The sequence below is a fragment of the Roseibium sp. LAB1 genome (genome assembly GCF_054658235.1).
This window is the reverse complement of sequence record NZ_BAAGIB010000005.1, coordinates 17809-42450: the sequence shown is the minus strand read 5'-3', so window position 1 is coordinate 42450 and position 24642 is coordinate 17809. Positions and strand designations below refer to the sequence as shown.

The following is a 24642-nucleotide window of genomic DNA, read 5'->3' as shown; positions in this document are numbered from 1 at the left end:
TGTCGGGCATGAAAAATCGTCAACCGGTGCTGGAACTGACCAACATCACGAAGACCTATCAGGTCAAACAGGGCATGTTCTCCAAGCCGAAACCGCTGCAGGCGCTCGGTGGTGTCTCCTTGCGCATTCACAAGAAGGACGTTCTGGGCCTTGTGGGGGAATCGGGCTGCGGCAAGTCGACTTTGGCCAAGATCTTGCTCGGACTGGAACGTCCGACAAGCGGCGAAGTTCTGGTCGACGGCAAGGAGATCGGTCCGAGCGATCGGCAACTGCTGGCCCGGCGCATCCAGCCGATTTTCCAGGACCCCTATTCCTCACTCAATCCGCGAAAGTCCATCGAGGAAATCGTCTCACTGCCGCTGGTGGTCCACAAGATCGGCGACAGCGCGTCTCGCAGCCAGGCGGTTACAAAGATGCTGGATCTCGTGGGACTGCCCGAACGCGTTCGGCGGGGCTACCCCGGCCAGCTGTCGGGCGGCCAGCGCCAGCGTGTCGCTATTGCCCGTGCTCTGGTGATCAATCCGGAAATCGTCATTTGCGACGAACCGACCTCTGCGCTCGATGTGTCTATCCAATCGCAGATCCTGAACCTGCTTGCCGATCTTCGCGAGGAACTCGGGCTCACCTATCTCTTTATCAGCCACAATCTGGCGGTCGTCGAGCATCTTGCGACCCGTGTCGCGGTCATGTACCTCGGCCGGATCGTCGAAGAAACCACGGCAGCCGACCTCTTTGCCGGTCCGAAGCATCCCTATACCCGAGCACTGCTGGACTCGGTTCTGACACCCGATCCCTCGCTCGCGGTTCCCGACATTCACCTGGGCGCCACATTTCCAAATCCGATATCCCCTCCGTCGGGATGCCACTTTCATCCACGCTGCCCGATGGCGACGGACCTTTGCGCCTCAAAAGCACCTCCGCACGTTCAGGCAGGTTCGTCACACGTCGACTGCCATTTCTACAAGAAGAGTGCTGATGGGCTTTTCGTTCAGCCAGTTTAACGTCATGATCAAATGAATAATTTCTCCACGACCCAGAGCGTTCGAAAACGCGTCACCGCCACCCGCGGCGGTGTTGTCGCGGCCCAACACCGCAAGGCCGCAGAGGTCGGCGCCGCGATCCTTGAAGCCGGCGGCGATGCCATGGACGCGGCCGTTGCGACCTCCTTCGCAATCGGTGTCGTCGAGCCCTGGATGAGCGGGCCGGCCGGCGGCGGCTGCATGATGATCTGGCGCGAGGCCGAGCAGAAGGCCTACACGCTGTTCTTCGGCATGCGGTCTCCAAAAGCACTCGATCCTGCGGCCTATCCGCTGGAGGGCTCAGGCAAGTCCTCCGACCTTTTTCCATGGCTCTCGGTGAAGGACGACCGGAATGTCCAGGGCGCCGGCGCAATTGCCGTTCCCGGCATCGTCGCCGGCATGGAACTGGCACACAAGACCTTCGGCCGGATCGGCTGGAAGGACTTGCTGTCACCGGCCGTGAACCTCGCAAAAGACGGCCTGTTGGTCGACTGGTACGCATCCCTGATCATTGCTTCCACCACACGCGAACTGGCCAAGGATCCGGACGCGGCGAAGCTCTTCCTTGAGGACGAACAATGGCCGACCATCGCCGGCTGGACTGCCCTTGCCGAGAAGAGGCTTGATCAGAGCCAATTGGCCCAAACGCTGCAACGGCTTGCCGAGGCAGGCGCACGCGATTTTTACGAAGGCGACATTGCCAGTGCCATGGTCTCGGACATCCGGGCAAAAGGCGGGTCGCTCAGCCTCGAAGACCTCAAAGCCTATCGGGCGGACCTGCGTGACGCGATCAGCATCCCCTATCGCGGCGGCGTGGTGCATGCTTCCAAAGGCCTGACGGCAGGACCAAACCTTGCCGAATGTCTCTCCATGATGGGAGAGGCCTTCGAGCCGGGCACCTCACCCGATGGCAAAAGCTATGGTGCGATGGTCGAAGCGCTTGGTGCCACCTACAGAAACCGCCTGAAAACCATGGGCGATCAAGATGCGCCGCACGCGCCGTCCTGCACGACCCATTTCTCCGTTGTCGACCGGGATGGCAACATGGTTGCGGTCACGCAGACTCTGCTTTCCATCTTCGGGTCGCGTGTGGTTTCCCCCTCGACAGGTCTTCTCATGAACAACGGTATCATGTGGTTCGACCCGGAGCCCGGCAAGCCGAATTCACTCGCGCCCGACAAGGGCTGCCTGATGAATGTCTGCCCGACGCTCGGCGAGATTGGCGGCAGGCGCTTTGCAATCGGCGCTTCGGGCGGGCGAAAGATTCTGCCTGCGGTTCTCAATCTGACGTCCTTCATGATCGATTTCGGACTGGATCTGGAGGACGCATTCCACCAGCCGCGCGTCGACAACTCCGGCGCCGAGATCACCATCGCGGACGAAGACCTGCCTCCCGAGATCGTGGCCTCGCTGGAGAAGATACAGCCGACTGTCACGGTCAAGCGCACGGTCTATCCCTATGCCTTCGCCTGCCCCGCCGGGGTGATGCGCGAAAATGGAATGAATACCGGCTGCACGGAAATCATGTCCCCCTGGGGCGATGCCGTAGCCGAAAAGGAAATCAAATCAGCATGACATCCCGCGCAACCGCACTGAATAACATTGAAGCCTACGCCGATAAGGGTGATTTTGTCGAAGAGCTTTCCAGGCTCGTTTCCTATCCGACCGAAAGTCAGGAAGATTTCCGACGGGACGACCTTTTTCGTTACCTGAACGACGCGGCCACTGTCATGCTGAATGACATCGGCTTCATCTGCCGCATCCTGGAGAACCCGGCGGCTCCCCAATTTCCGTTTCTCTATGCCGAACGGATCGAAAATCCCGATTTTGAGACCATTTTGATCTACGGGCACGGCGATGTGATCCGCGCCCAGGCGGACCAGTGGCGCGAGGGCCTGGAACCGTTCAAGGTAGTTGTCGAAGGAGACAAGATCTATGGCCGCGGCACAGCGGACAACAAGGGTCAGCACCTGATCAACATTGCCGCGCTCCGGACTGTCGTAAAAACGCGCGGCGCGCTCGGGTTCAATGCGAAGATCATTCTGGAAATGGCCGAAGAATGCGGTTCACCCGGACTGGTCGAGCTTTTTTCGGCCAACAAGGACCTCCTGAAGTCCGATGTCCTGATCGCGTCCGACGGACCGCGCCTGCATCCTGAAAAGCCGACCTTGTTCATGGGATCCCGGGGAGCGGTGAATTTCGACCTGCGCGTTGAATATCGCGATGGTGCGCATCATTCCGGCAACTGGGGCGGGTTGCTGAAAGATCCTGCAATTGTCCTGGCACACGCCCTTGCTTCGATCGTCGACCGTCGCGGCCAGATCAGGGTTCCGGAATGGCGCCCAACAAGCCTGACGCCTGAGATCCGCAAGGCTCTTGAGGACTGCCCGGTTGGCGGGTTCGAGGGCCCCTCCATCGACACGGACTGGGGTGAAGAAACCCTGACGCCGTCCGAACGGGTGTTCGGCTGGAACTCCTTTGCGGTACTGGCGCAAAAGAGCGGTGTGCCGGAAGCCCCGGTCAATGCAATTTCCGGCTGGGCGACGGCCCATTGCCAGCTTCGCTACGTCGTTGGAACCGACCCGGACGACATCCTGCCGGCTCTGCGTCGCCACCTCGACCGCCAAGGCTTCACTGACGTGCAGATCGTACCGATGGAACGCGGCACGTTCCACGCGACGCGTCTCGATCCCGCGCATCCCTGGGTATTGCGGGCCGCCGCCTCCGTTGAGGAAACCACAGGCAAGAAGCCGGTGCTTCTGCCCAATCTCGCCGGATCCATTCCCAACGAGAGTTTTTCCGAAACGCTCGGCCTTCCGACAGTCTGGCTGCCGCATTCCTATCCGGGCTGTTCACAACACGCCCCGAACGAGCACCTGCTCCTGTCTTCAAGCCGCGAAGCCTTACGAATGATGACCGGTCTTTTCTGGGATATAGGTGACACCAAGGCCAGCCGGTCCGGCTCAGCCTCATAGCGAGCTGAGAAGAGGTAGCAGACAGTTTTTATCGGCGCGGTCGGAAGATCTGTTGATCTGATCGTGGGCGGACAGAAGCCGTCAAGCTTGCCGGAGCGATTTGAATCGACCCATGATCGTCTCCCGTTTGCCTGTCGGGCGATGGGAATTCTCTATCCTGTTGTTCAGCCCCTTGTAAGCGCGATGCTCGGCATCCGGAGCAAGGGTCTGAAAACCAGTCAACGCTGCTTTGCGCTTCGACACTTCAAACAATGTGACAGCACTGTTCAAACGCACCGCAAATGACGGTGTTATCTGCCTACACAGATAAGCTGCGCTTTCTTCTTCCAATCACAAGAATAAGGTGGCGGTGCCAGGGAGAAGAATAACGAGCAGCAAGACAAAAAGCATGACTGCGATAAACGGCAAGGTGCCTGCGAAGATCTGTTCGACGGACACGTCCGGATCGTTGAGCGTGTTATGCACCGTGAAGACCGAGATACCGAAGGGCGGGGTCAAAAGACCGATTTCCACGGCGATCACGATGACGATGCCGAACTGGCTGAGATCGATACCCATGTGCTGCGCAATGGGTGCTGCGATCGGGACCATGATCAGGAGGATCGACGTGCTGTCGAGGATCATACCCATGACGAGAATGAGCGCAGAGCACAGCATCATGAAGCCCATCGGGCCGAGGCCGCTCTCGTTCACGAGGCCCGCGATGGCATTGGGAAGACCGGCGATCGACAGCATCCGCGAATAGTAACTTGCCGCGATGAGAAGCAGCAGGATCGAGACTGAGATAACACCGGTCTGCTTCATCACCCGCCACAGGTTATGGCGATTGAGGGAGCGGCGTGAGAGCGCGACCAGCAACGCACCGCAGGCGCCGACACCGCCAGCCTCCGTTGGCGTGAAATAGCCAGAATAAAGCCCGCCGAGCACCAGGATCACAAGCAGGATGATCGGCACCAGCTTGGCGACCATCTGGCCGACCGGCATCGGCTCGATATCCCTGTCGAGACGGCGTTCCTTCGCGGCGGCAGGATCGGTGAGGACGAAGCCCGGAAACAGCAAGGTGACGGCAACGAGCATTGTCACGAAGCCGCCGGCAAGCATCAGCCCCGGTACGATGCCGGCGATGAACATGCCGCCGATGGAGACTTCCGCCAGAACGCCGTAGATGATGAGGAGCAAGCTCGGCGGGATCAGCATGCCAAGCACCGAGGAACCCGCAACCGTACCAGCGGCAAAGGCCGGGCGATACCCGTGGCGCTCCATTTCGGGGACCGCCACACGGGTAAACACCGCCGCCGAGGCGATGGAAACGCCAGTGACCGCGGCGAAGATCGTGTTGGCCGCGACGGTTGCGACCCCAAGCCCGCAGATGACCCGGCGCAGAAGTTCCTCGGCAACTTCGAAGGTGTCTCGCCCGACGTTTGAAACGCTCACCAGCAATCCCATCAGCACGAAGAGGGGAATGGTTGCGAACAGATAATCCGCAATGCCGCTGTAGGCGGTCAGCTCCAGCATCCTGAGGGCAAGGTCGATATTGCTGCGTATGATCCAGATCCCGGCAAAGGCCACCAGGAACAGCGCATAGGCAATTTGCATACCGAGGAGCACCAGAACGATCAACGCGCCGACAAGCAGGAATCCGATAGTCAACGTCGTCATGAAAGGCTCCGGAATGTGCGGATTTCTTCGCGCGCGCGGTAGAATGCGGCCAGCACGGCGACTGCCGAGCCAAGGACCGTGATGCCCCGGAAAGGCCAAGTCGGAATGGTGAAGACACCCTGGACACCGAAGAATTCGGACGTCGCCCAGGCGCTGGCGAATTTCGGCCAGGAGGCCCATAGGATCAGAGCGAAAACGATGACGCCGCAAAGGGCGAACAGGGCCTCGATCAGGCAGACACCTTTCGGCGACACGCCTTCGAGGCGCCGGACGAGAAAGTCGGCCCGCGTCAGTCGCTTCTGCAGGATGGCGGCGGCAACCTGCAGGAAGACGATGGCAACAACGGTGCGCGCCGCAATTTCCGCAACGCCGGTGATAGGCGCGTTGAAGAAGTTACGGCCGAGGACATCTGCGACGATCAGAACCATGAGCGCGCCGATGGAAAGCGTACCGACCGATGACATGATAGCGGCAATGCCGCCAAGTATCGCACCGAATGGCGCCTCCGAGAACGCCGGAACATAGGCATCGTCGGCCTCGGCTCTGCTGTCATCCGTCATCGTTACGTCCAGTTCGCTCTCAAAAAACCCGCCCGGACAGGATGCCGGGCGGGAGAGGTGTGAGGCAAGGTCGGTATCAGAGACCTTCGTCCCAGGACCTCAGCGGTTCCGCGCCGCGTTCGCGCAAGGCGTCGAAATAGGCTTTCAGCACGACACGGCCGGCATCGCCCGTCTGCTCCAGCCAGGGTTCCACGATATTCGGCAGGCCATTCACCCAAGCGGTTTTCTCGGCTTCCGGCAACTCGTGGATCGTCAGGCCCGCTTCCTGCATTTCCTTGAGCGCGCGCGTCGCCAGATCCTCGACATACTGGCCGTGAGCTGCGGAAGTCGCCTTTGCAGCTTCCCGGAAGGCGGCCTGAACCGGCTCCGGCAGAGCGTCGAAAAAGTCCTTGTTGGCGGCGATGCCGCCGAAGTACATCGAGCCAATGCCGACGCGGGTGAGTTCCGGCGCGACTTCATAGACGCGGGTTGGAAGGATACCGGATGCGAAGGACAGCGTGCCTTCGGTCACGCCTGTCTGAATGTTGGTGTAGTATGTCGTCAGCGCACCGTCGACAGGGGTCGCGCCCGTCCCGCGCAGCCAGTTTGCCGAGGTTCCCGGCGCGTTCAGCTTGCGGTTCTCAAGGTCCTTCATGGAGCTGACCGGGAAGGTCGCATAAATGTCGTAGCTGTCGGTAATCAGCGATGACAGGTGCACCATGCCGTTCTCCGCCCAGCTGTCGCGCAGCTCCGGCAGGTTTTCCGAGAGATCGTCGAAGATCTCGATGATCATCTTGTGGTCTTCGGTGGCAAACGGCGTGAAGTAGGTCACGTTCTGGAGCGGCATGTTGGCACCTTCCCAGACGGTGCCGACCATGCCGACGTCGACGATGCCGTCCATGACGGCCTCACGAGTGTCGGTGAACTTGTAGAGCGTGCCCGCGTAGGATTCCTCCCAGTCGATCTTGTACTCGCCGGCAGCTTCCAGGATCCGGTTCACTTCCGGCTGGAAGGTGTTCTTCATCGCATAGACCCAGATATTCTGCTCCGGATGCGACGAGCCGATGTTGACCGTGATTGTCTGTTGCGCGGCGGCGAGGCCGGCGGAACAGGCCAGCATGGCCGTTGCGGTTGCCAATGTTACGAACTTCATGATTGTTCCTCCCTGCGTTCGGGGCCTTATCCTCCCAGGCCCCTCTGGTTCAGTCCTTCAAGGTTCCGAGCGCTCTGAGTATTCGTTCAGGCGTGAACGGCATTTCGGTTACCTGCGCCCCCATGGGTCTGAGAGCGTCGTTGATCGCATTCATGACGGCGGCCGGAGACCCGGCGGTGCCCGCCTCGCCCGCGCCCTTGGCCCCGAGCAGGCTCTCCTGCGTCGGCGTTTCCACGTGCCCAATGATCATGTCGGGCATTTCGGCTGCCATCGGCACGAGGTAGTCCGCCATTGAGCCGTTCAGGAGCTGGCCTTCCGCGTCGTAGTGGATTTCCTCAAAGAGCGCTCCGCCGAGCCCCTGAACGATGCCACCCCGGATCTGCTCGTCCACGAGAAGCGGATTGATCACCCGCCCGCAATCCTCGACGCACCAGTGCTTCAGCAGTTTGACGATCCCCGTCTCCGTATCGACCTCGAGATAGGATGCCTGGACGCCGTTGGTGAAAGCGAAGGGATATTCGGACGTGATGAAGTGCCGGGTCTGGACGAGTTCACGCGGCAGGCCCTTCGGCAATGTGTCACCGCGGAAATAGACGATCCGGCCGAGCTCTTCGAGCGGCATGCGGGCCTCGCCCGAGACGCTGTCGACCACAGCACCGTCGCGAATGTCTAGCTGCGCCTGATCAGCCTGGAGCATGGAGGCGGCCACCTCAAGGATGGAACCGCGCAGTGCCCGCGCCGCCTGCAGCGCAGCTTCCCCCCCAATACCGGCCCCGCGCGACGCCCAGGTACCGCCACCATAGGGCGTCACTTGTGTATCGCCGGTAATGACGCGCACGCGCGCAGGAGACACGCCGAGCCCTTCGGCGACCACCTGGCTCAGCATCGCCTCGGTGCCCTGCCCCTGTTCGGTTACGCCGGACAAGGCGACGATCGATCCATCCGGATCCATCCGCACCGTGCACCCGTCTTGTGCCGAAATGCGCGCGCCACCGATACCGTACATGAAGGGCGAGGGATTGGTCAGCTCGATGAAGCTTGCAATACCGATGCCTCTGTGAATGCCCTTCTTGCGGAGCTCTGCCTGTTCGGCTCGCAAGCCGTCGTAATCCATCAGCGTCAGAAGCTTGTCCATGGAGGCGTGATGCGACAGGCCCTCGAAGCGCATGTTCGCGGGAGACGTCACCGGATAGGCATCGTCCCTGAACATGTTGCGCCGGCGGATCTCGACCGGGTCCATGCCGATCTCGGCGGCAGCCATGTCCACCAGCCCTTCGGTGATCGCAACCGCGATCGGATGGCCGACTGCCCGGTACTGGCAGGTCGGCGTCTTGTTCTGGAAGACGACCGTAGTCCTGGCCCGGTAATTCTGGAAGTCATACGGGCCACCGCAGAGGTTCACCACCTGGTTGCCCTCGATGGCGGAGGTGCGCGGATAGACAGAATAAGGGCCGATCGCTGTCCAGTCATCGACATCCATGGCGAGGATCCGGCCGTCTTCCCCAACCGCAATCTTGGCCTCGATCCGGTGATCGCGGGCGTGGATGTCGCTGGAGAAACTTTCCAGCCGGTCGGCTATGAATTTCACCGGCCGTTTCATGATCTTGGCGATTGCTGCCGTTGCCATTTCGTCCGGATAGACATGCACCTTGATGCCGTAGGAACCGCCGACGTCCTCGCAGATGACCCGGACCCGGCTTTCCGGGAGGTCGAGATGAGTGGCCAGAACTGTCTGGATCATGTGGGGTGCCTGCGTCGCGTGCCAGGCGGTCATCTGTTCCTCTGCCGGGTTCCAGTCGACCAGGATCGAGCGCGGCTCCAGCGTCACGCCCGTGTGCCGTCCGGTGACAAAGCGTGCCGAGACAACCTTGTGTGCGGTCCGGAAGGTTTCGTCCACGTCCCCCTGTTCGTGCAGGCGCCGGAAGGCAAGGTTGTCGCCCATGTCCGGATGCAGCACCGGCGTCTCAGGATCGAGCGCGGTCATCAGGTCGGTGACGACATCCAGTTGTTCGTAGTCAACATCAACAAGAGCCGCGCCATCCTCGGCGGCGGCGCGGGACGTCGCGACGACGGCGGCCACCGGTTCGCCGACCCAGCAGGCGCGGTCGACGGCGATCGCGTGTTCCGGCGGGGATTTCAGGCCTTTCAGATGAGCGAGCACAGCTACCCATGGCTTGCAGACCTCGGCAATGTCTTTGCCCGTGAAGACCCGGAGCACACCCTTCACCGATTTTGCATCCTCGGCGTCGATACGGTTGATCTTGGCGTGGGCGAAGGGCGACCGGACGAAGGCCACATGGACCATGCGCGGCAGCACGATGTCATCCACATAAACCCCGCGTCCCTGGACCAGACGCCGGGCGTTAGGCCGGGGGACCGTCTTGCCAATATAGGAATTGGGCCGGTCCGGATTACCGAATTGAATGGTCATGCGGCCCCCTTCTGTGTGCGGACACGCGCCACCGTCTCGACCGCGTCCACGATGGCTTCGTAACCGGTGCAGCGGCAGTAATTGCCCGATAGATGTTCACGGATCTGATCACGCGAGGGCATGCCGCCGGCCTCCAGCAGCTCGTTTATGGCAACCAGCATACCGGGCGTGCAGAAGCCGCACTGAAGCGCGTTGCGCTCGACAAAAACGTCCTGAAGATCCTTTATCGCACCCAGGTCCGACAAGCCTTCCACTGTCCAGACCTCGGCACCGTCCGCCTGGGCAGCCAGCATCAGGCAGCCCCGCACGGCCTTGCCATCGACCTTCAGCGTACAGGCACCGCAAACGCCGTGTTCGCAGCTTGCATGGGCGCCAGTAAGGCCAAGCTCACCGCGCAGGAAATCAACGAGATGCAGGCCTGCCGGAACACGCGCCTCGACCGGCTCCCCGTTCACGGTCAGGCTGATGTCGATCTTGTCGCGGAACATCTCCGTCATGCGTTTCCTCCCTCGATCCTGGCAGCGGCGCGGCGCAAGAGGACACCGGCAAGGTGACGGCGGTACGCGGTACTTGCCTGCGTGTCCGACGGTGGGTCGATTTCCGCCTGCAGTGCCTGAACGGCGCCCTCGATGTCGCCCCGGTCGAGAGCGGCCATGGCCCCTTCTGCAAGGACTGGCTTGGGCCCGACGGAAAAAAGCGACAGCCGGTGTCCTTCGGTACGCTTAACGAGGCACACTCCGGCAAGGGCATAGTCACCGGACCGCCTCGCAACCTCGATGATGACTTGCTTTTCTCCGGGCTCTGCCTTCGGGACTGAGAGGCCGGTCAGGATTTCACCCTCCTCAATGGCCGTTTCGAAAATGTCCTGAAAGAAATCTTCCCCCGGTATGTCTCGCGAGCCGTTGAGGCCTTCCACATGAAGCGTGGCGCCAAGGGCCAGAACGCAGGCCGGAAACTCTGCAGCCGGATCGGCATGAGCCAGCGCACCACCTATGGTGCCGCGGTTGCGGATCGCCGCATGGGCGATGAATTCCACCGCCTGTGAAAGAAGCGGAGCAGACTGCCGGATCAGCGGACTACGACCAATCTCCGCATGCGCAGTCAGGGCTCCGATCCGCAGACTGTCCTGCGTTTCGGTTACTCCGGCAAGCTCGCTCAGGCGGGAAATGTCGATCAGGACGTCACCTGCGGAGAGACGCAGGTTCAAGGCCGCAACCAGGCTCTGGCCACCTGCGAGAACACGGCCGTTGCCGTCGCTCGCGGCCAGCATTTCCAGCGCGTTACGCAAGCTGGATGCCCGGGCATAACCACCCGCCGATGCCTTCATGGCGTCTCCCTCCCGATATCATTGCGATGCCCTCCAGCATCGCTTATTGAGCATCTGCTCAACTTTATTGATCAGATGATCTATAAAAATCAGAAGATTGCAAGTAGATTATTGCTTGCCGTATGAGGGAGGCTGGAAAAAGGGACATGAATGGAATGACCGATGTCGCCGAAACGGGGGAATCCTCGAGCCGCCGCAGGCTGCCCCCCTCCGAGCGCCGCCAGCAGATCGTCGGCGGGGCCGTGGCCTTCTTCGCTGAGGTCGGCCTTGACGGCAACACCCGCGATCTCGCCAAGCGCATCGGCGTTACACAATCGCTGCTCTTCAATTATTTCGCCACCAAGGACGATCTCATCGAGGCGGTCTACGAAAAGGTTTACCTCGGGCGCATTTCTCCCGACTGGCCAGAGCGACTGACCGACCGGACAGTGCCGCTTCGCCGGCGCCTGCTCGATTTCTACACCGAATACAGCACGCTCATCTTCCAGTACGAGTGGATGCGGATCTTCATGTTTTCCGGCCTTTACGGCGCAGAGCTCAACCGCCGCTATCTCAAGCACCTCGGCGACGTCATCCTGCGGCCGCTGCTTAACGAGATCGAGCACGCGGCCACTTCCGGCGTCTCCCCTGTCATGGAAGACATCTGGAACCTCCATGGCGGCATCGTCTACATCGGCATCCGCCAGCACATCTACCGCACTCCCTGCCCGGACGATCCTTCCGAGGCCATATCGAGAGCGATTGATCGTTTCCTGCTGTCGTTCGGTATCAGACCCTGCCCTTGATCAGGTGCCGAACAGGCGGATCAGGAACCGGTTTCCACCAGTATGGGCTCTGCCTGCTCTTCTGGCTCCCGAATAGCACCCAAGCCGTTAGAGCCGAAGAGGTCCCTCGCCTCTTCGGCGCTGTAGCAACCGAGACGAACATCCTCGGCCACGAGCGCCGGATCGCGCTCTTTCGGATCGCCATAGCCACCACCGCCCGGCGTGCCGACGCGCACCCGGTCACCCGGTTTCAACGGAATGTCCTGCGCCTTTGAAAGATGCTCGGGCACCATGGCCTCGCCATCCTGCCAGACGGTGACGGAGTTCGGCATCCCGTCCTTGCCGCCGAGCGCGCCTTGCGGCCCGAACCGACCGTGATCCATGACGAAACTGGCTGTCGCGTGTCCGCGCAGGAGCTCGATCTCGTAGTCGAGGCCGAAACCGCCGCGCTGCTTGCCAGCGCCGCCCGAGCCTTCCCGCAGGGCATAACGGTGATAGAGGACCGGAAACTGCTGTTCCATGATCTCGACCGGCGGGGCTTTCGATATGCCGATGGTGGAACAACCGTTGGAAAGTCCGTCCGTATCGGAGTTGCCGCCATAGCCGCCACCGGAGATCTGGTACATGACAAAACCGCGATTTCGCGCCGGATCGTGGCCCCCGAGGGCGAAATTTCCGGAGCTCCCCGCAGGTGCCGCCGTCACCCTGTCGGGCAGCGCCTCGACCAGCGCAGCAAACACGGCCTCGGCAATACGCTGGCTGACCTCGGCGGCACAGCCGGAAACCGGCCGTGGATATTGTGCGTCGAGAAAAGTATTTTCCGGCCGCAGGATCTTCAGTGGCTCGAAGGCACCAGCACTGATCGGCACATCCGGGAAGATGTGGCGCATCGCCAGATAGACAGAGGAATGAGTGGTTGCTAGCACCGAGTTCATCGGCCCCATGCAGGGTTTGGACGATCCTTCGAAATCGAAGGTCAGTTCACCGTCTTTCGCGGTAATCGCCAACCTGATTTCCAACGGTTCGTTGACGACGCCGTCGCTGTCAACGTAAGCGGTGGAGCGGTAAGTGCCGTCCGGAATAAGGCGGACATTCGCCCGCATCTGTTCCGCCGCGCGCTGGCGGAGCTCGGCAATCGCCTCGCGCACCACGTCGTCGCCGTAACGGTCGAGGATGCGGTTCAGCCGCGCTTCTCCGACAAGCAGCGCTGCCGCCTGGGCCTTCACGTCCCCGATCCGCTGTTCGGAAACGCGAATGTTTGAGCAGATGATCGAGTAGATTTCCGTGTCCAGCTTGCCTTGCTTGAAGAGCCGCACGGGAGGCAGTCTCAGGCCTTCCTGCTCAACGGAGGTGGCTGACGCGGAAAAGCCGCCGGGGACGGCCCCGCCGGTATCCGGCCAGTGGCCGGTATTCGACAGCCAGCAGAAGATCTCCCCATCGCGGTAGAACGGCATCGCGAAGCGCACATCCATCAGATGGGTACCGCCGAGATAGGGATCGTTGACGATATAGATGTCGCCGGGTTGCGGTTCCGCAACGCGGCCGTCGGCAATCATCCCGATCAATGTCCGGGTCGAATATTGCATCGTCCCGACGAAAACCGGCAATCCACCCGCACCTTGCGAAATCAACGAACCGTCTTCAGCGGAATAGATGCCGTCGGAACGGTCGTTGGCTTCCGCGATCACCGGGGAAAAGGCGGCGCGCGAAAAACTCAGGTCCATCTCGTCGCAAACCTGCTGCAGGCCCGACTGGATGACGCTCAACGTGATCGGGTCGATGGTCATGCGCCTGCTCCGAGCTCTATAATAATGTTGCCATCCGCATCCTGGATGGCCTTGTCACCCGGATCGATGACGATCGTGGTGTCCATCTGCTCCACGATGGCAGGTCCGTGAATTTCGGCGAACAGCGGAAGATGGTCTCGCCAATAGACAGGTGTCTCCACCGGCCCGTCGAACCATACCAGCCGTTGACCGGTTTTCGCATCTTCGAGGGTGTCTCTGCGCCCGGCCGGATCGATCAGCAGCGACAGGTCGATCTCGGACCTGCGCCCGATGACGGAACAATTGACATTTACGAGGCTCGCCTTGATCTCCGGCAGCTCCACGTGGAAGCGATGGAAGTAGGCCTTTTCGAACAGCGCCTGAAGATCGTCCAATGTCGGCCGGGGATTTTCCAGGGGAACACGCAGGAGATGGGTCTGGCCGATGAACTGCATGTCGACGGAATAGATCTCGCGCAGTTCTTCTATTTCGACCTTTTCCTTGCCGATCAGTGCCTTGCCTTCCGCCGCCTGCTGGTCGAACAGCGTGTGCACGGCATCGATGTTCAGCTCGGCGAGCGGCTTGTTGACAGTGTTGACGAAATCATGGCGAAGATCCGCGACGACGCAGCCAAGGGCATTGGTGATGCCCGGGCGCGAGGGTACCAGGACACGCGGAACGCCAAGCTCGCGCGCGATCGCGGTCGCATGCAGGGGGCCGGCTCCGCCGAAGGCGAAGAGCGCATAGTCGCGCGGATCTTCACCGAGGCTGACGGACACCATGCGGACCGCATCCGCCATCCGGGTGTTGGCGATCCGCAGGACTGCAGACGCAGCTTCGTGGGCGCTGAGGCCAAGCGGTTTGCCGAGTTTTTCCAGGAAGATTGCTTCGATGCCGGCAAGGGATACGGTGGAGGACACCGAATTGAGCTTTTCCGGATTCATGCGTCCAAGAAGCAGATTGGCGTCGGAGATTGTCGGGGCTTCTCCCCCGCGTCCGTAGCAGATCGGACCGGGCGTTGAGCCCGCGCTTTCCGGCCCGACCTGAAGCAGCCCGGCCTCGGTGATGCGGGCAATTGACCCGCCGCCGGCACCGACCGTGCGCACATCGACCATCGGAACATGGATCGGCATCGCATACTCGATTTCGATCTCGTTGGAGACGGCCGGTTCCGCGTTACGAATGAGCGCGACATCGGTCGATGTGCCGCCCATGTCGTAGGTCAGGAGGTTGGGGATGCCGGCGCGCCGTCCCGTATAGGCTGCGGCCATGACGCCTGACGCCGGCCCGGACATGACGGTCTTGGCTGCTTCGACCGCCACGCGCCGGGCCGACACCATGCCGCCGTTGCCGTTCATCACCAGTACATCGTGACGATACCCCTTGTCGGCGAGCTGGTCGGCCAGCCGTTCGACATAGCGGCGCAGCAGCGGCTGGACTGAGGCGTTGATGGCAGCCGTCACGCCGCGTTCAAACTCGCGGCTTTCGGAAAGCAGGGAATGTCCGAGGGTGATATTGCCATTCGGCCAGAGTTCGGCCGCTATTTCCCCGGCTCTCAGTTCATGAACCGGGTTCGCGTAGGAATGAAGAAAATGGATCACAAGCGCTTCGCAGCCCTTGTCCTTCAGCTCCTCGAGCGCAGTTCTGAGCGCCTCTTCATCCATCTGCGTACGAACCGTTCCGTCGGCATAAAGCCGTTCGGGAACTTCCAGGCGCAGGTCCCTTGGAATGACGGGCCTGAAGGTTCCCTTCATGCCGTAGGGCTTCGGTCGGGTCCGCCTACCGAGTTCCAGGATGTCACGGAAGCCTGCAGTGGTGATGAGACCCGTTCTGCACAGGGTTCGTTCGAGCACGGCATTGGTTGTTGTGGTCGTGCCGTGAACGATGAGATCCAGTGTGCCGAGATCCGTCTCCGCCTGTTCCAGCGCGTTCAATACGCCGTGAGCCTGGTTGTCCAGCGTGGTCGGGGTCTTTGCGAGCCGGACGGTTTTCGTCCGGGCATTGTAAAGAACCAGATCCGTGAATGTTCCTCCAACGTCGATGCCGGCGACATTCGAGGTTTCGATGCCCTCGTTTTCGCCGATCGATGGGGCCGGGGCAGTTGAAGGAGACAGGTTCATGGAAGACTTTACCCGCTGTGCAGAAATGGAGTGTATTGAACGAGCGGCGACAGGCCGCCGTCCGCTGTGCGTCATGCGGTCCGGTTCGCACGGATCGCCGAAAGAACCTTGTCCGGCGTTGCCGGGAGATTTGAAACGCGTGCGCCGCAGGCATCCTTGATCGCGTTCAGGATTGCCGGTGCTGTCGGGATCAGACAGTGTTCGCCCAAGCCCTTGGCGCCGTAGGGGCCGTGTTCGTCGCCGGTTTCAAGGATCAGGGTTTCGATCGGCGGCACGTCGCCGATGGTCGGGATCAGATAGTCGTGCAGGTTCTCCGTGCGTCCCGGGAGAAACTCCTCCATCAACGCCAGTCCGATGCCCTGGGCGACACCGCCCTGCACCTGTCCCTCGACCAGCAGCGGATTGATGGCCTTGCCGACGTCATGCGCCGCGGTGATTTTGAGAAGTTTCACAGTTCCGAGATCCAGATCGACCTCAAGTTCCGCCATCTGCGCAGTCGTACCGAAGACCGCGTAGGGAGATCCTTGTCCGTTTTCATCGAGCGGCAAGGTTGGCGGATCGTAGGACTCCACCGCTTCAAGCACATAAGTCCCGGTGTCCGCGTCAAGCGATGCAAGCTGGATACGGTGATCGCCTTCAGCGTCGATGACGCGGATACCGCCGTCGCCGAAGGAGAGTTCAGCGCCTTCCGAGACATTGGCTAGCCTCAGGATGCGCTCGCGCAGGGCTTCACCGCAAAGGCGGGCCGCATTGCCGGTGATGAAGGTCTGTCGGCTGGCAGAGGTCTTGCCTGCGTCCGGCGTCAGGTCCGTGTCCGGGCCAACAATCCGGATCGAGTTGACGGGAACACCCAGCGCCGTTGCGAAGATCTGTGTGATCACCGTATTTGACCCTTGGCCGATATCTATCGCGCCCTGATGGAGAACCACCTCACCGGCGGCCGTGACACCAGCCCGGATCGTCGAGGGGTTGGACATCGAGGTATTGCCGCAGCCATACCAGCCGCCGGCTACGCCGACTCCGCGCCGGATCCGTCCAGCCGACGCATTGGCCTCTTCAGCATCCTTCAGGGCTCGCTTCCAGTGCGGAACCAGGGCGTCAAAACATTCGGCAATGCCCATGCCCGATCCGAACACCTGTCCGGTCACGGTCGCGTCGCCGTTTTGAAGCGCGTTCTTGCGACGGAATTCCAGCCGGTCCATGCCGAGCGCATTGGCCAGGTCGTCGTATAGCGGCTCCTGGGCCAGCGCCGATTGTGGCACGCCGAAACCGCGGAAGGCCCCGGCCGGCGCCGTATGGGTGTGAATGCCAGCGCTGCGGGCAACATAGTTCGGTGTCTTGTACGGTCCGGAAGCGTGGATCGGCACGCGGTTGGCGACGGTCGGCCCCCAGCTTGCGTAAGCGCCGGTGTTGAACACACCGTCGAATTCCACCGCCAGAACGTTGCCATCCGCATCAACGCCGATCCGCATGGAAATCTCGGAAGGATGGCGTTTGGTGGACGAGGAAATGGATTCCGAGCGAGTGTAGGTGATGCGAACAGGCCGATCGAGCAGCCAGGCGGCGAGCGCGACATAGGGCTGCGTTGTCAGGTCGAGCTTGGAGCCGAAACCGCCGCCCACCGCCGTCGGCACGATGCGGACCGCATCGTTCGGCAAGCCGAGGAGCAATGCAATGCCGTCTCTGTTCATGAACGGCGCCTGGGTGCAGCAATGGACCTCGATCCGATCTCCGGTACGGCGGGCAAACGCTGCTTCCGGCTCGATGTAGCCGTGTTCGATGAAACCGGTCGAGAAGGTTCCCTCCGCGACGAAAACAGCCTCGGCCATCACCGTCTCCGGTGTGCCGCGTTTCACGAAACCCCGGCACATGACGTTCTGCGCCCGGTTCTGGTGCAGATCGTCAACAGTTGCCGCGTCCTTCGGCAGAAGGGCGTGGCCAAGCTGCCTGAAAGCGACCGGAAAGTGATTCAGGTCGAGCCCGTTCACAAGATCCGCGGGGCCGACAACCGCGGCAACCGCTTCACCCTTGAAGAGGGTTTTGCCCTCGGCGAACATCGGCTGGTCCTCGAAACCCGGGATGACACCGAAGCAGTTTTTCCCCGGCACATCTGCTGCCGTCAGAATGAGATCGAGACCGGTCTCGATCTTGTAGGCATCGAGATCGCCGAACTCGAAGGCCGCATGATGAAAGGGCGACCGGACCACCCGGAGCGTCAAGGCGTCTTCCGGGGCGACGTCATCGCCGAAGCATTCGGTGCCTGTTACCTTCGGCAGGCCGTCGATCCGCGGCATGGCCGCGCCGACGCCACCCTCGGCAACTTCGCTCGGGTTGCCTGCATCCATGACCGCGTCGATGATCTTGCGGTAGCCGGTGCACCGGCAAAGGACACCGCCAAGGGCGTCCATGACCTCGTCTTCGGTCGGATCCGGCCTTTGTCGAAGCAGGCCGACGGCGGAGACCATCATGCCCGGGGTACAGATACCGCATTGGGCGGCCTGATGACGCTGAAACGAGGCGGCGAGCGCTTTGCCCATCGCATCGTCTGCCGCAAGGCCCGATTGCGTCTCTATGCTCGCACCTTCAATCTGACCAAGGGCGGTGGTGCAGGCACAGACCGGATTGCCGTTGACAAGAACCGTGCACGCACCGCAATCGCCCGCATCGCAGCCAACCTTGACATCCTTTGCACCGGCCCGCTCCCGCAGCGCATAGGAGAGGCGTTCGGACGGCGGCCCGTCCACGCAAACCGTCCGGCCATTCAGGTCGAAGGAAACTCCAGTCTGCAGCGTGTAATCGGTGAGTGCCATGACTTGTTCCCCGTCAGCAACCATGAGACATATCGGCGAAATTGCTTAAGGAGGATTTCTGGCACATCGTAGCCCGCCAAGGGAGCGAAGATGAGACAGAAATCCGGGCCGGAAGGATCGGCCGAGAAACATGTGAAAGACATTCGCCGGAAGACCCGGCGTAAATTCTCAGCCGAGGAGAAGATCCGTATCGTGCTGGAAGGCTTGCGTGGGGAGTATTCGATCGCCGAGCTGTGTCGGCGTGAGGGGATCGCGCAGGGGCTCTACTACACCTGGTCGAAGGAGTTCCTGGAGGCCGGCAAGAAGCGACTGTCGGGTGACACCGAGCGCCAGGCGACATCCGGCGAGGTGACGGGCCTGAAGCGTGAAATGCGCGACCTGAAGGAAGTCGTGGCCGATCTGACTCTAGAAAACCGCATTCTGAAAAAAAGCGTGATCGGGGATGGGGAGGATGTCGAATGAGATACCCCGCATCCGAAAAGCTTGAAATCATCCGGCTGGTCGAGCAATCGCACCAGCCGGTGAAAAGGACGCTGGAACAGATCGGCGTGTCGCGGCCAACCTTCTATCGCTGGTACGATCTGTATCGCAAGTTCGGCGAAGCGGCACTGGAAGACCGGCGCCCCGGCTCGGGCCGCGTGTGGAACCGCATCCCTGAAGACGTGCGTGATCAGGTTCTGGAAATGGCGCTCGACGACCCGGAACTCTCCCCGAGAGAACTCGCCACCAGGTTCACTGACGAACGCCGATACTTCGTCTCGGAAGCCAGTGTTTACAGGCTTCTCAAGGCCCACGACCTGATCACCAGTCCGGCATTTATCGTGATGAAGGCCGCCGATGAGTTCAAGGAAAAGACCACCGCCCCGAACCAGCTCTGGCAGACCGACTTCACCTATTTGAAGGTCATCGGCTGGGGATGGTTTTACCTCTCCACCGTGCTCGACGACTTCTCCCGCTACATTATCGCATGGAGGGTCTGCACCGGCATGGCGGCAAGCGATGTGCAGGACACACTCAATCTGGCACTGGAGGCTTCGGGGCTCGATAAGGCAAACGTGCTTCATCGCCCGAGACTACTATCAGACAACGGACCGTCTTACATATCCGGCGACTTGGCGGAGTATCTTGCCAACAAGGGAATGAAGCATACGCGTGGCGCGCCTTACCATCCCCAGACCCAGGGCAAGATCGAGCGGTGGCATCAGACCTTGAAGAACCGGATCCTGCTGGAAAACTACTTTCTACCAGGTGATCTCGAAGCGCAGATCGATGCGTTCATCGGCTACTACAACCATCACCGCTATCACGAGAGCCTGAAAAATCTCACCCCGGCCGATGTCTACACAGGTCGCGGACAGACCATCCTGCTCGAACGGGAAAAGACCAAAAGGAGGACCATGAAACAACGGCGCTTGCAGCACGACAAATCCGCTGCTTAATTGAAATCCAGGTGCGCCAGACCCTCCTTTAAGTCAGGCAGCCATCTGTCTCAAAATACCTGACGACGGACAGGCGACAGCCATGGCATGAACATGTACAACGTCCTGGCGAAAACGGAAGCGTTTGACTTTCTCCTTGGCTTGGCCATCCATAGCCACCAGGCTCACAAATCATACGCAACCAACTGGTATCGACATCAAGTCGCTCCATTTGTGGAGCGGCATGAAGGGCATATCGAAAAGCTTATTTATCATCAGACCGCGTCTGCGTTCTGGAGCCCGCAGAATGACCAGTCCGCCGGGACCGCGCCGAACACCTTAAATCGCTCGGATGTTGAGACGGTCGCCGAACTAATGGCCGATCTTTCCGCCTATACGAAGACTGTCTGGCTTGGTCCGTTCCCTGACTTCGGTCATGATCCAGTAGAAGCCGTTTTCGATTTGCCGAGCAGGAAAATGGCAAAACCAGCACAAGAGAATCTTGCTCTGCTGGACCGGGCCGCGCTGGAAAGCGCGCAAGGCCGCAACTTCCTTTATGTCAAATTCGCCGACCTCTACCCAATGCCCGAAAGCCCGTTTTTCGACCGGTGCGTAATGTTTCGGGACTCCGATCATTTCACCTCCTGCGGTGAGAAGATAATCGCGGATTGGATCGCCGAAAACGAAACGCTCAACGCGTTGAGCGCGAAGAAGGCCGACGCCCCGACTGGGCTTGGAGCAGGGTCATAAATGACCCTGCTCACGCCGGCGTACAAAGCTCCCTACGTCTGTTATCGCGCAAACACTCTCATCGGGCTTGTCGCAAGACCGTATGTCCGTTTCTGCCAGTGAGATGTCTCACTCTGCACTGCACGCCCGAAAGTGGCTCGGATGGACTGATGTCAGATTCCGCCGAAACAGAGATATTTCATCTCGGTGAAATCGTCCGTGCCGTATTTCGAACCTTCACGGCCAAGACCGGACTGCTTGACGCCACCGAACGGAGCGACTTCGGTCGAGATCAGTCCGGTGTTGATGCCGACCATGCCGTATTCCAGTGCTTCCGCGACCCGCCAGACCCGGGAAAGGTCCCTTGCGTAGAAATAGGAGGCCAGGCCGAAGATCGTGTCGTTGGCCTGCTCGATCACATCGTCGACGGTGTCGAACCTGAACAGCGGTGCGACCGGCCCGAAGGTTTCCTCCGATGCAACCTTCATTTCGCGAGTTATCCCGGTCATTACCGTGGGCTGGAAGAAGGTGCCGCCCAATTCGTGGCGGTTGCCGCCGGTCAGGACCTGTGCGCCTTTCGACAGCGCATCGGCAACGTGGTCTTCCACCTTTTCAACGGCCTTTTCGCTGATCAGGGGGCCGGCGATGACACCGTCTTCGAAACCGTCGCCCACCTTCATTTTTTTCACTGCTTCCGTCAGCTTTTGCGCGAAGGCATCGTAGACACCGGCCTGAACGTAGATGCGGTTGGCGCAGACGCAGGTCTGTCCGTTGTTGCGATACTTGGAAATCATGGCGCCTTCGACGGCGGCGTCGAGGTCGGCATCGTCGAACACGATGAAGGGCGCGTTGCCGCCAAGCTCCATTGACGCCTTCAGCACCTTGTCGGCGGCCTGGCGCAACAGAATGCGGCCGACCTGCGTGGACCCGGTAAAGGTGATCTTGCGGATCTTGTCGTTAGAACAGAATTCCTGGCCAATATCGGCCGACCTGGTCGAGGTGACGACGGAGAACAGGCCGTCGGGAACACCGGCTTCCTGCGCGAGCTTTGCCATCGCCAGGGCGGACAGAGGCGTTTCCGCAGCCGGTTTGGCAACGAAGGCACAGCCGACCGCGAGCGCCGGGCCGACCTTGCGGGCAATCATGGCATTGGGGAAGTTCCAGGGTGTGATGGAGGCAACGACGCCGACCGGCTGTTTCAGCACGACAATCCGCTTGTCGCTCTGGTGGCCCGGAATAACGTCGCCGTAGACGCGTTTGGCCTCCTCGGAAAACCATTCGATGAAACTGGCACCATACATGATTTCGCCCTTCGCCTCGGCAAGGGGCTTGCCCATTTCGGCGGTCAGGATCGCACCGAGATCGTCCGCGTTCGCGACCATGAGATCGAACCACTTGCGCAGGATTCCGGCGCGCTCCTTGCCGGTCCTTGCCGCCCAGTCCTTTTGAGCCTTGAAAGCTGCGTCGATCGCGGTTCGTGTGTCCTCGACGCCGAGATCGGGCAGTCTAGCGATCACCTCGCCATTCGCGGGATTGGTGACCTCGAACTCATGCCCTGCCGCAGCCTTGTCCAACCAGGTTCCGGCAACAAAGGCCTGCGTGCAAAGAAGATCCCGGCGTTTCAATCGCCCTGTCAGGCTTTCGGATGGTGTCGACATGGTATTCCTTCCTTTCGCAAGCCCCTCGCTCGCAAGGCGAACGTGGGGCAGCAGTTTTCGTTCCGTCAAATTAGCGGATGGCCGTCGGATTGATCATCATCTGAACGGCACCCTTCATGCGGGTCACGCCCAGGACGAACAGAAACTCATGGGCATTGTCCTCGGCAAGCGCGCGGGTGTCCATGTTCTCCAGAATATAGATGCCGTTTTGAGGAATGAGAATCTGGTGGACCGCAAACACGCCATCGGTCCCGTTTTCGAAAGGAACGGCCTCAACGCCCCAGGTGTCCGCGCCGACAGCGACGACACCGACCTCCGCAAGATACTCCGCACCGCTGATCCCGAGGCCGGGTTCCACCTTCACATAGCGATCATGGTCCGGCGTTTCGCCGTCCAGAAGGTCGAGCCAACCGGAATGGAACAGAACGACGTCTCCCCTTTTCAATTCAACACCCTGGGCTTTGGCAGCAGCGACGATGTCGTCCTTCGTATAGGCGGTGCCTTCCTTGACGATGTCCTGACCGTAGAAGGCGGCCATGTCGAGCATGACCCCGCGCGCCACGATCGGCGGCAGTTTTTCGAGACCGAGTTTCACAAGGCCATCAGCCTTGGCAACATCTGCTTCGGCCAGGCCGTTATAATAGGTGTGTTTGATGCCGATATGGCCGAGGCCATCAATCTGTGGTCCGATGCCAAGCCAGCCCATGAAGATATCGTCATTGTAGGTCATCCCGTTGGTCCCGAGACCTTCGGTCGTGATCTGGTTCGGCTGCAACACCGTGATGCTCATCGAGCGCGGCGAAAAGGCAGGCGTATCCTTGTCTACGACGATACCGAGATTGTAGGTCTTGCCCGTCTTGACCAGCTTGGCGGCCTCCAGCACGCTTTCCGGCGTGATGAGGTTGGCGGCACCGATTTCATCGTCGGGGCCCCAGGGTGAATTGTGCCAGTCTTCGGCAAGGGCAGTCCCTGTCAGTCCGCAACAAAGGGCCGAGGCCAGTAATAAGGATTTCATCTTCTATTCCTCCCGATTGAATGCGGCCCGAAACGTGACTGTGGCAGGCGACCGCTTTCCTGCCCTGAGAAACGCCGCTCGATCAGAGCGACGCTTCGTAAATCCGTGCGGCGTCCTCCTCCCGGACTTCACGCGGATTGTTCACAAGCAATCTGGTCTGGTTCATCGCATCTGAGGCGAGCTTCGGAATGTCCGCCGCCGTGATGCCGACTTGCCGCAGACCCGGTTCAAGACCCAGGTCCCGATTGAGACCGGCGAGCCGATCGATGAAGTCCGCCGTCACGGCCTGGCTGGGACGGCCCACCCCGATATCCGGGAAAACATGCGGTGCCAGCTCCGCATAGGCCGTGCCGCATTCAGGAGCGTTGAAACGCATGACCTCGGCAAGCACCAGCGCATTGGACAGGCCGTGGGGCACGTGAAACAGGCTGCCGACCGGATAGGCCAGCGCATGCACCGCGGCAACGGGCGAATTGGCGAAGGCCTGTCCGGCGAGCATCGATCCGAGCAGCATGTTGACCCGTGCATCCACGTTGCCGCCGTTCTGCACTGCTTCGCGGATATTGGCGCCGAGCAGACCAAGCGCCTGCAGTGCAAGCATTCGCGAGATGGGATTGTTGTTGGCGCTGCGGGACGTATAGGCCTCGATGGCATGTACCATGGCATCGACTCCCGTCGCCGCTGTAATGTGCGGTGGCAGGCCGACCGTCAGTTCCGGGTCCAGAAGAGCGATGTCGGGCAGAATGATCGGCGAGACGACGCCCTTCTTCTCCTCCGTCCCCGTCGTCAGGATGGAAACGGCGGTCACCTCGGATCCAGTGCCGGCTGTCGTCGGCACAAGCACGAGCGGCAACCGGGTGCCGCGCGCCTGATTGACGCCGTAGACTTTGTCCAGCGGCTGGTCGGACGCCGAAAGCAGCGCAACGACCTTGGCCACATCCATCGAGCTGCCGCCGCCGAAGCCGACGATGCAGGCGATGTTATCAGCCTTTGCAATCTCGACCGCCTCCAGAACGGTGTCCGCTTTTGGATCGGCCTCGACGCCGTCGAACAGCATCACGTTGAAGCCGGCTGTCTGCAGGCTCGCCATCGCGGTTTCCGCAAGGCCGATCTTGACAATGCCGGGATCGGTCACGAAGAGCACACTGCGGTTCTTCGCGGCGAAAGGCATGGTTTCAAGCATCTCGCCGAGCCGGGCGGCGCCGTTTCTCTGAAGCCGGATCGAGGGGGTCGTGTTGAAAACGAAGTCATCCATGATC

Annotated in this window: 18 protein-coding genes and 1 pseudogene; 6 read left to right on the top strand and 13 right to left on the bottom strand. The window is 60.8% G+C overall.

From position 1 onward, the window contains the following. Nucleotides 1–8 precede the first annotated feature (8 nt). Genes ACYQ54_RS24880 through ACYQ54_RS24870 form a run of 3 tightly spaced genes read left to right on the top strand, consistent with a single transcriptional unit; the run spans nt 9 to nt 3994 of the window. Nucleotides 9–1001, top strand: coding sequence for an ABC transporter ATP-binding protein (locus ACYQ54_RS24880; RefSeq protein WP_460087310.1), 993 nt, complete (start codon nt 9–11; stop codon nt 999–1001). A gap of 12 nt (nt 1002–1013) precedes the next feature. Then, a complete protein-coding gene (locus ACYQ54_RS24875; protein ID WP_460087309.1) occupies nt 1014–2594 on the top strand; it encodes a gamma-glutamyltransferase family protein in 1581 nt (526 codons plus the stop codon). Beyond that, a complete protein-coding gene (locus ACYQ54_RS24870; protein WP_460087308.1) occupies nt 2591–3994 on the top strand; it encodes a M20 family metallopeptidase in 1404 nt (467 codons plus the stop codon). Before ACYQ54_RS24875 ends, ACYQ54_RS24870 begins: the two co-directional genes overlap by 4 nt. 31 nt (nt 3995–4025) lie before the next feature. Here ACYQ54_RS24870 and ACYQ54_RS24865 read toward each other — a convergent pair. From ACYQ54_RS24865 to ACYQ54_RS24835, 7 genes and pseudogenes are all read right to left on the bottom strand, one after another. After that, a pseudogene (locus tag ACYQ54_RS24865) lies at nt 4026–4201 on the bottom strand (DDE-type integrase/transposase/recombinase); the annotation flags it as partial. 123 nt (nt 4202–4324) lie between these two features. Further along, complete coding sequence (locus ACYQ54_RS24860; protein WP_460087306.1) at nt 4325–5653, bottom strand: TRAP transporter large permease; 1329 nt, start codon at nt 5651–5653, stop codon at nt 4325–4327. After that, a complete protein-coding gene (locus ACYQ54_RS24855; protein ID WP_460087305.1) occupies nt 5650–6213 on the bottom strand; it encodes a TRAP transporter small permease subunit in 564 nt (187 codons plus the stop codon). The genes ACYQ54_RS24860 and ACYQ54_RS24855 overlap by 4 nt, the downstream gene beginning before the upstream one ends. A gap of 76 nt (nt 6214–6289) precedes the next feature. Next, nucleotides 6290–7345 carry a C4-dicarboxylate TRAP transporter substrate-binding protein gene (locus tag ACYQ54_RS24850; RefSeq protein ID WP_460087304.1) on the bottom strand — a complete coding sequence of 352 codons (1056 nt, stop codon included), beginning with the start codon at nt 7343–7345 and terminating at the stop codon, nt 6290–6292. Nucleotides 7346–7394: 49 nt separating this feature from the next. Next, a complete protein-coding gene (locus ACYQ54_RS24845) occupies nt 7395–9776 on the bottom strand; it encodes a xanthine dehydrogenase family protein molybdopterin-binding subunit (protein WP_460087302.1) in 2382 nt (793 codons plus the stop codon). Continuing rightward, the gene (locus tag ACYQ54_RS24840) at nt 9773–10273 is read right to left on the bottom strand and encodes a (2Fe-2S)-binding protein (RefSeq protein ID WP_460087301.1); all 501 of its coding nucleotides are present in this window, start codon (nt 10271–10273) and stop codon (nt 9773–9775) included. Before ACYQ54_RS24840 ends, ACYQ54_RS24845 begins: the two co-directional genes overlap by 4 nt. After that, on the bottom strand, nt 10270–11103 hold the full coding sequence (locus ACYQ54_RS24835) for an FAD binding domain-containing protein (RefSeq protein WP_460087300.1): 834 nt from the start codon (nt 11101–11103) through the stop codon (nt 10270–10272). The genes ACYQ54_RS24840 and ACYQ54_RS24835 overlap by 4 nt, the downstream gene beginning before the upstream one ends. Nucleotides 11104–11249: 146 nt before the next feature. On the opposite strand from ACYQ54_RS24835, the gene ACYQ54_RS24830 reads away from it, so the two are divergent. Then, nucleotides 11250–11888 (top strand): TetR/AcrR family transcriptional regulator, encoded by a 639-nt coding sequence (locus ACYQ54_RS24830; protein ID WP_460087298.1) that lies wholly within the window; start codon nt 11250–11252, stop codon nt 11886–11888. Between the two features lie 20 nt (nt 11889–11908). Here the strand turns inward: ACYQ54_RS24830 and ACYQ54_RS24825 are convergent, their stop codons facing one another. The 3 genes from ACYQ54_RS24825 to ACYQ54_RS24815 all read right to left on the bottom strand — a co-directional run bounded on the left by ACYQ54_RS24825 (nt 11909) and on the right by ACYQ54_RS24815 (nt 18563). Next, a complete protein-coding gene (locus tag ACYQ54_RS24825; protein WP_460087296.1) occupies nt 11909–13654 on the bottom strand; it encodes a hydantoinase B/oxoprolinase family protein in 1746 nt (581 codons plus the stop codon). Then, nucleotides 13651–15753, bottom strand: a complete 2103-nt coding sequence (locus tag ACYQ54_RS24820) for a hydantoinase/oxoprolinase family protein (protein WP_460087294.1) — start codon at nt 15751–15753, stop codon at nt 13651–13653. The genes ACYQ54_RS24825 and ACYQ54_RS24820 overlap by 4 nt, the downstream gene beginning before the upstream one ends. Before the next feature lie 71 nt (nt 15754–15824). Continuing rightward, nucleotides 15825–18563, bottom strand: a complete 2739-nt coding sequence (locus ACYQ54_RS24815; protein WP_460087292.1) for a molybdopterin-dependent oxidoreductase — start codon at nt 18561–18563, stop codon at nt 15825–15827. Nucleotides 18564–18653: 90 nt separating this feature from the next. Between ACYQ54_RS24815 and ACYQ54_RS24810 the strand changes: the two genes are divergently transcribed. Further along, nucleotides 18654–20002 (top strand): IS3 family transposase gene (locus tag ACYQ54_RS24810; protein ID WP_460087291.1). Its coding sequence is split into 2 segments (ribosomal slippage): nt 18654–18987 and nt 18987–20002, totalling 1350 coding nucleotides; the frame shifts between segments, so codons are not numbered across the junction. An 87-nt stretch (nt 20003–20089) separates the two neighbouring features. Continuing rightward, nucleotides 20090–20731, top strand: a complete 642-nt coding sequence (locus ACYQ54_RS24805) for a hypothetical protein (RefSeq protein ID WP_460087290.1) — start codon at nt 20090–20092, stop codon at nt 20729–20731. A gap of 152 nt (nt 20732–20883) precedes the next feature. Here ACYQ54_RS24805 and ACYQ54_RS24800 read toward each other — a convergent pair whose 3' ends face one another. The 3 genes from ACYQ54_RS24800 to ACYQ54_RS24790 form a co-directional block, all read right to left on the bottom strand. After that, nucleotides 20884–22368 (bottom strand): NAD-dependent succinate-semialdehyde dehydrogenase, encoded by a 1485-nt coding sequence (locus tag ACYQ54_RS24800; RefSeq protein WP_460087289.1) that lies wholly within the window; start codon nt 22366–22368, stop codon nt 20884–20886. Between the two features lie 70 nt (nt 22369–22438). Next, the gene (locus tag ACYQ54_RS24795) at nt 22439–23383 is read right to left on the bottom strand and encodes a cyclase family protein (RefSeq protein WP_460087287.1); all 945 of its coding nucleotides are present in this window, start codon (nt 23381–23383) and stop codon (nt 22439–22441) included. 82 nt (nt 23384–23465) lie between these two features. Beyond that, nucleotides 23466–24638 (bottom strand): iron-containing alcohol dehydrogenase, encoded by a 1173-nt coding sequence (locus ACYQ54_RS24790; RefSeq protein ID WP_460087285.1) that lies wholly within the window; start codon nt 24636–24638, stop codon nt 23466–23468. Nucleotides 24639–24642 lie beyond the last annotated feature (4 nt).

What these genes read in the sequence shown, in the direction of transcription:
- ACYQ54_RS24880 (WP_460087310.1), top strand. Translation starts at nt 9, where the DNA reads ATGAAAAATCGTCAACCGGTGCTGGAACTGACCAACATCACGAAGACC.
- ACYQ54_RS24875 (WP_460087309.1), top strand. Translation starts at nt 1,014, where the DNA reads ATGAATAATTTCTCCACGACCCAGAGCGTTCGAAAACGCGTCACCGCC.
- ACYQ54_RS24870 (WP_460087308.1), top strand. Translation starts at nt 2,591, where the DNA reads ATGACATCCCGCGCAACCGCACTGAATAACATTGAAGCCTACGCCGAT.
- ACYQ54_RS24860 (WP_460087306.1), bottom strand. Translation starts at nt 5,653, where the DNA reads ATGACGACGTTGACTATCGGATTCCTGCTTGTCGGCGCGTTGATCGTT.
- ACYQ54_RS24855 (WP_460087305.1), bottom strand. Translation starts at nt 6,213, where the DNA reads ATGACGGATGACAGCAGAGCCGAGGCCGACGATGCCTATGTTCCGGCG.
- ACYQ54_RS24850 (WP_460087304.1), bottom strand. Translation starts at nt 7,345, where the DNA reads ATGAAGTTCGTAACATTGGCAACCGCAACGGCCATGCTGGCCTGTTCC.
- ACYQ54_RS24845 (WP_460087302.1), bottom strand. Translation starts at nt 9,776, where the DNA reads ATGACCATTCAATTCGGTAATCCGGACCGGCCCAATTCCTATATTGGC.
- ACYQ54_RS24840 (WP_460087301.1), bottom strand. Translation starts at nt 10,273, where the DNA reads ATGACGGAGATGTTCCGCGACAAGATCGACATCAGCCTGACCGTGAAC.
- ACYQ54_RS24835 (WP_460087300.1), bottom strand. Translation starts at nt 11,103, where the DNA reads ATGAAGGCATCGGCGGGTGGTTATGCCCGGGCATCCAGCTTGCGTAAC.
- ACYQ54_RS24830 (WP_460087298.1), top strand. Translation starts at nt 11,250, where the DNA reads ATGAATGGAATGACCGATGTCGCCGAAACGGGGGAATCCTCGAGCCGC.
- ACYQ54_RS24825 (WP_460087296.1), bottom strand. Translation starts at nt 13,654, where the DNA reads ATGACCATCGACCCGATCACGTTGAGCGTCATCCAGTCGGGCCTGCAG.
- ACYQ54_RS24820 (WP_460087294.1), bottom strand. Translation starts at nt 15,753, where the DNA reads ATGAACCTGTCTCCTTCAACTGCCCCGGCCCCATCGATCGGCGAAAAC.
- ACYQ54_RS24815 (WP_460087292.1), bottom strand. Translation starts at nt 18,563, where the DNA reads ATGGCACTCACCGATTACACGCTGCAGACTGGAGTTTCCTTCGACCTG.
- ACYQ54_RS24805 (WP_460087290.1), top strand. Translation starts at nt 20,090, where the DNA reads ATGAACATGTACAACGTCCTGGCGAAAACGGAAGCGTTTGACTTTCTC.
- ACYQ54_RS24800 (WP_460087289.1), bottom strand. Translation starts at nt 22,368, where the DNA reads ATGTCGACACCATCCGAAAGCCTGACAGGGCGATTGAAACGCCGGGAT.
- ACYQ54_RS24795 (WP_460087287.1), bottom strand. Translation starts at nt 23,383, where the DNA reads ATGAAATCCTTATTACTGGCCTCGGCCCTTTGTTGCGGACTGACAGGG.
- ACYQ54_RS24790 (WP_460087285.1), bottom strand. Translation starts at nt 24,638, where the DNA reads ATGGATGACTTCGTTTTCAACACGACCCCCTCGATCCGGCTTCAGAGA.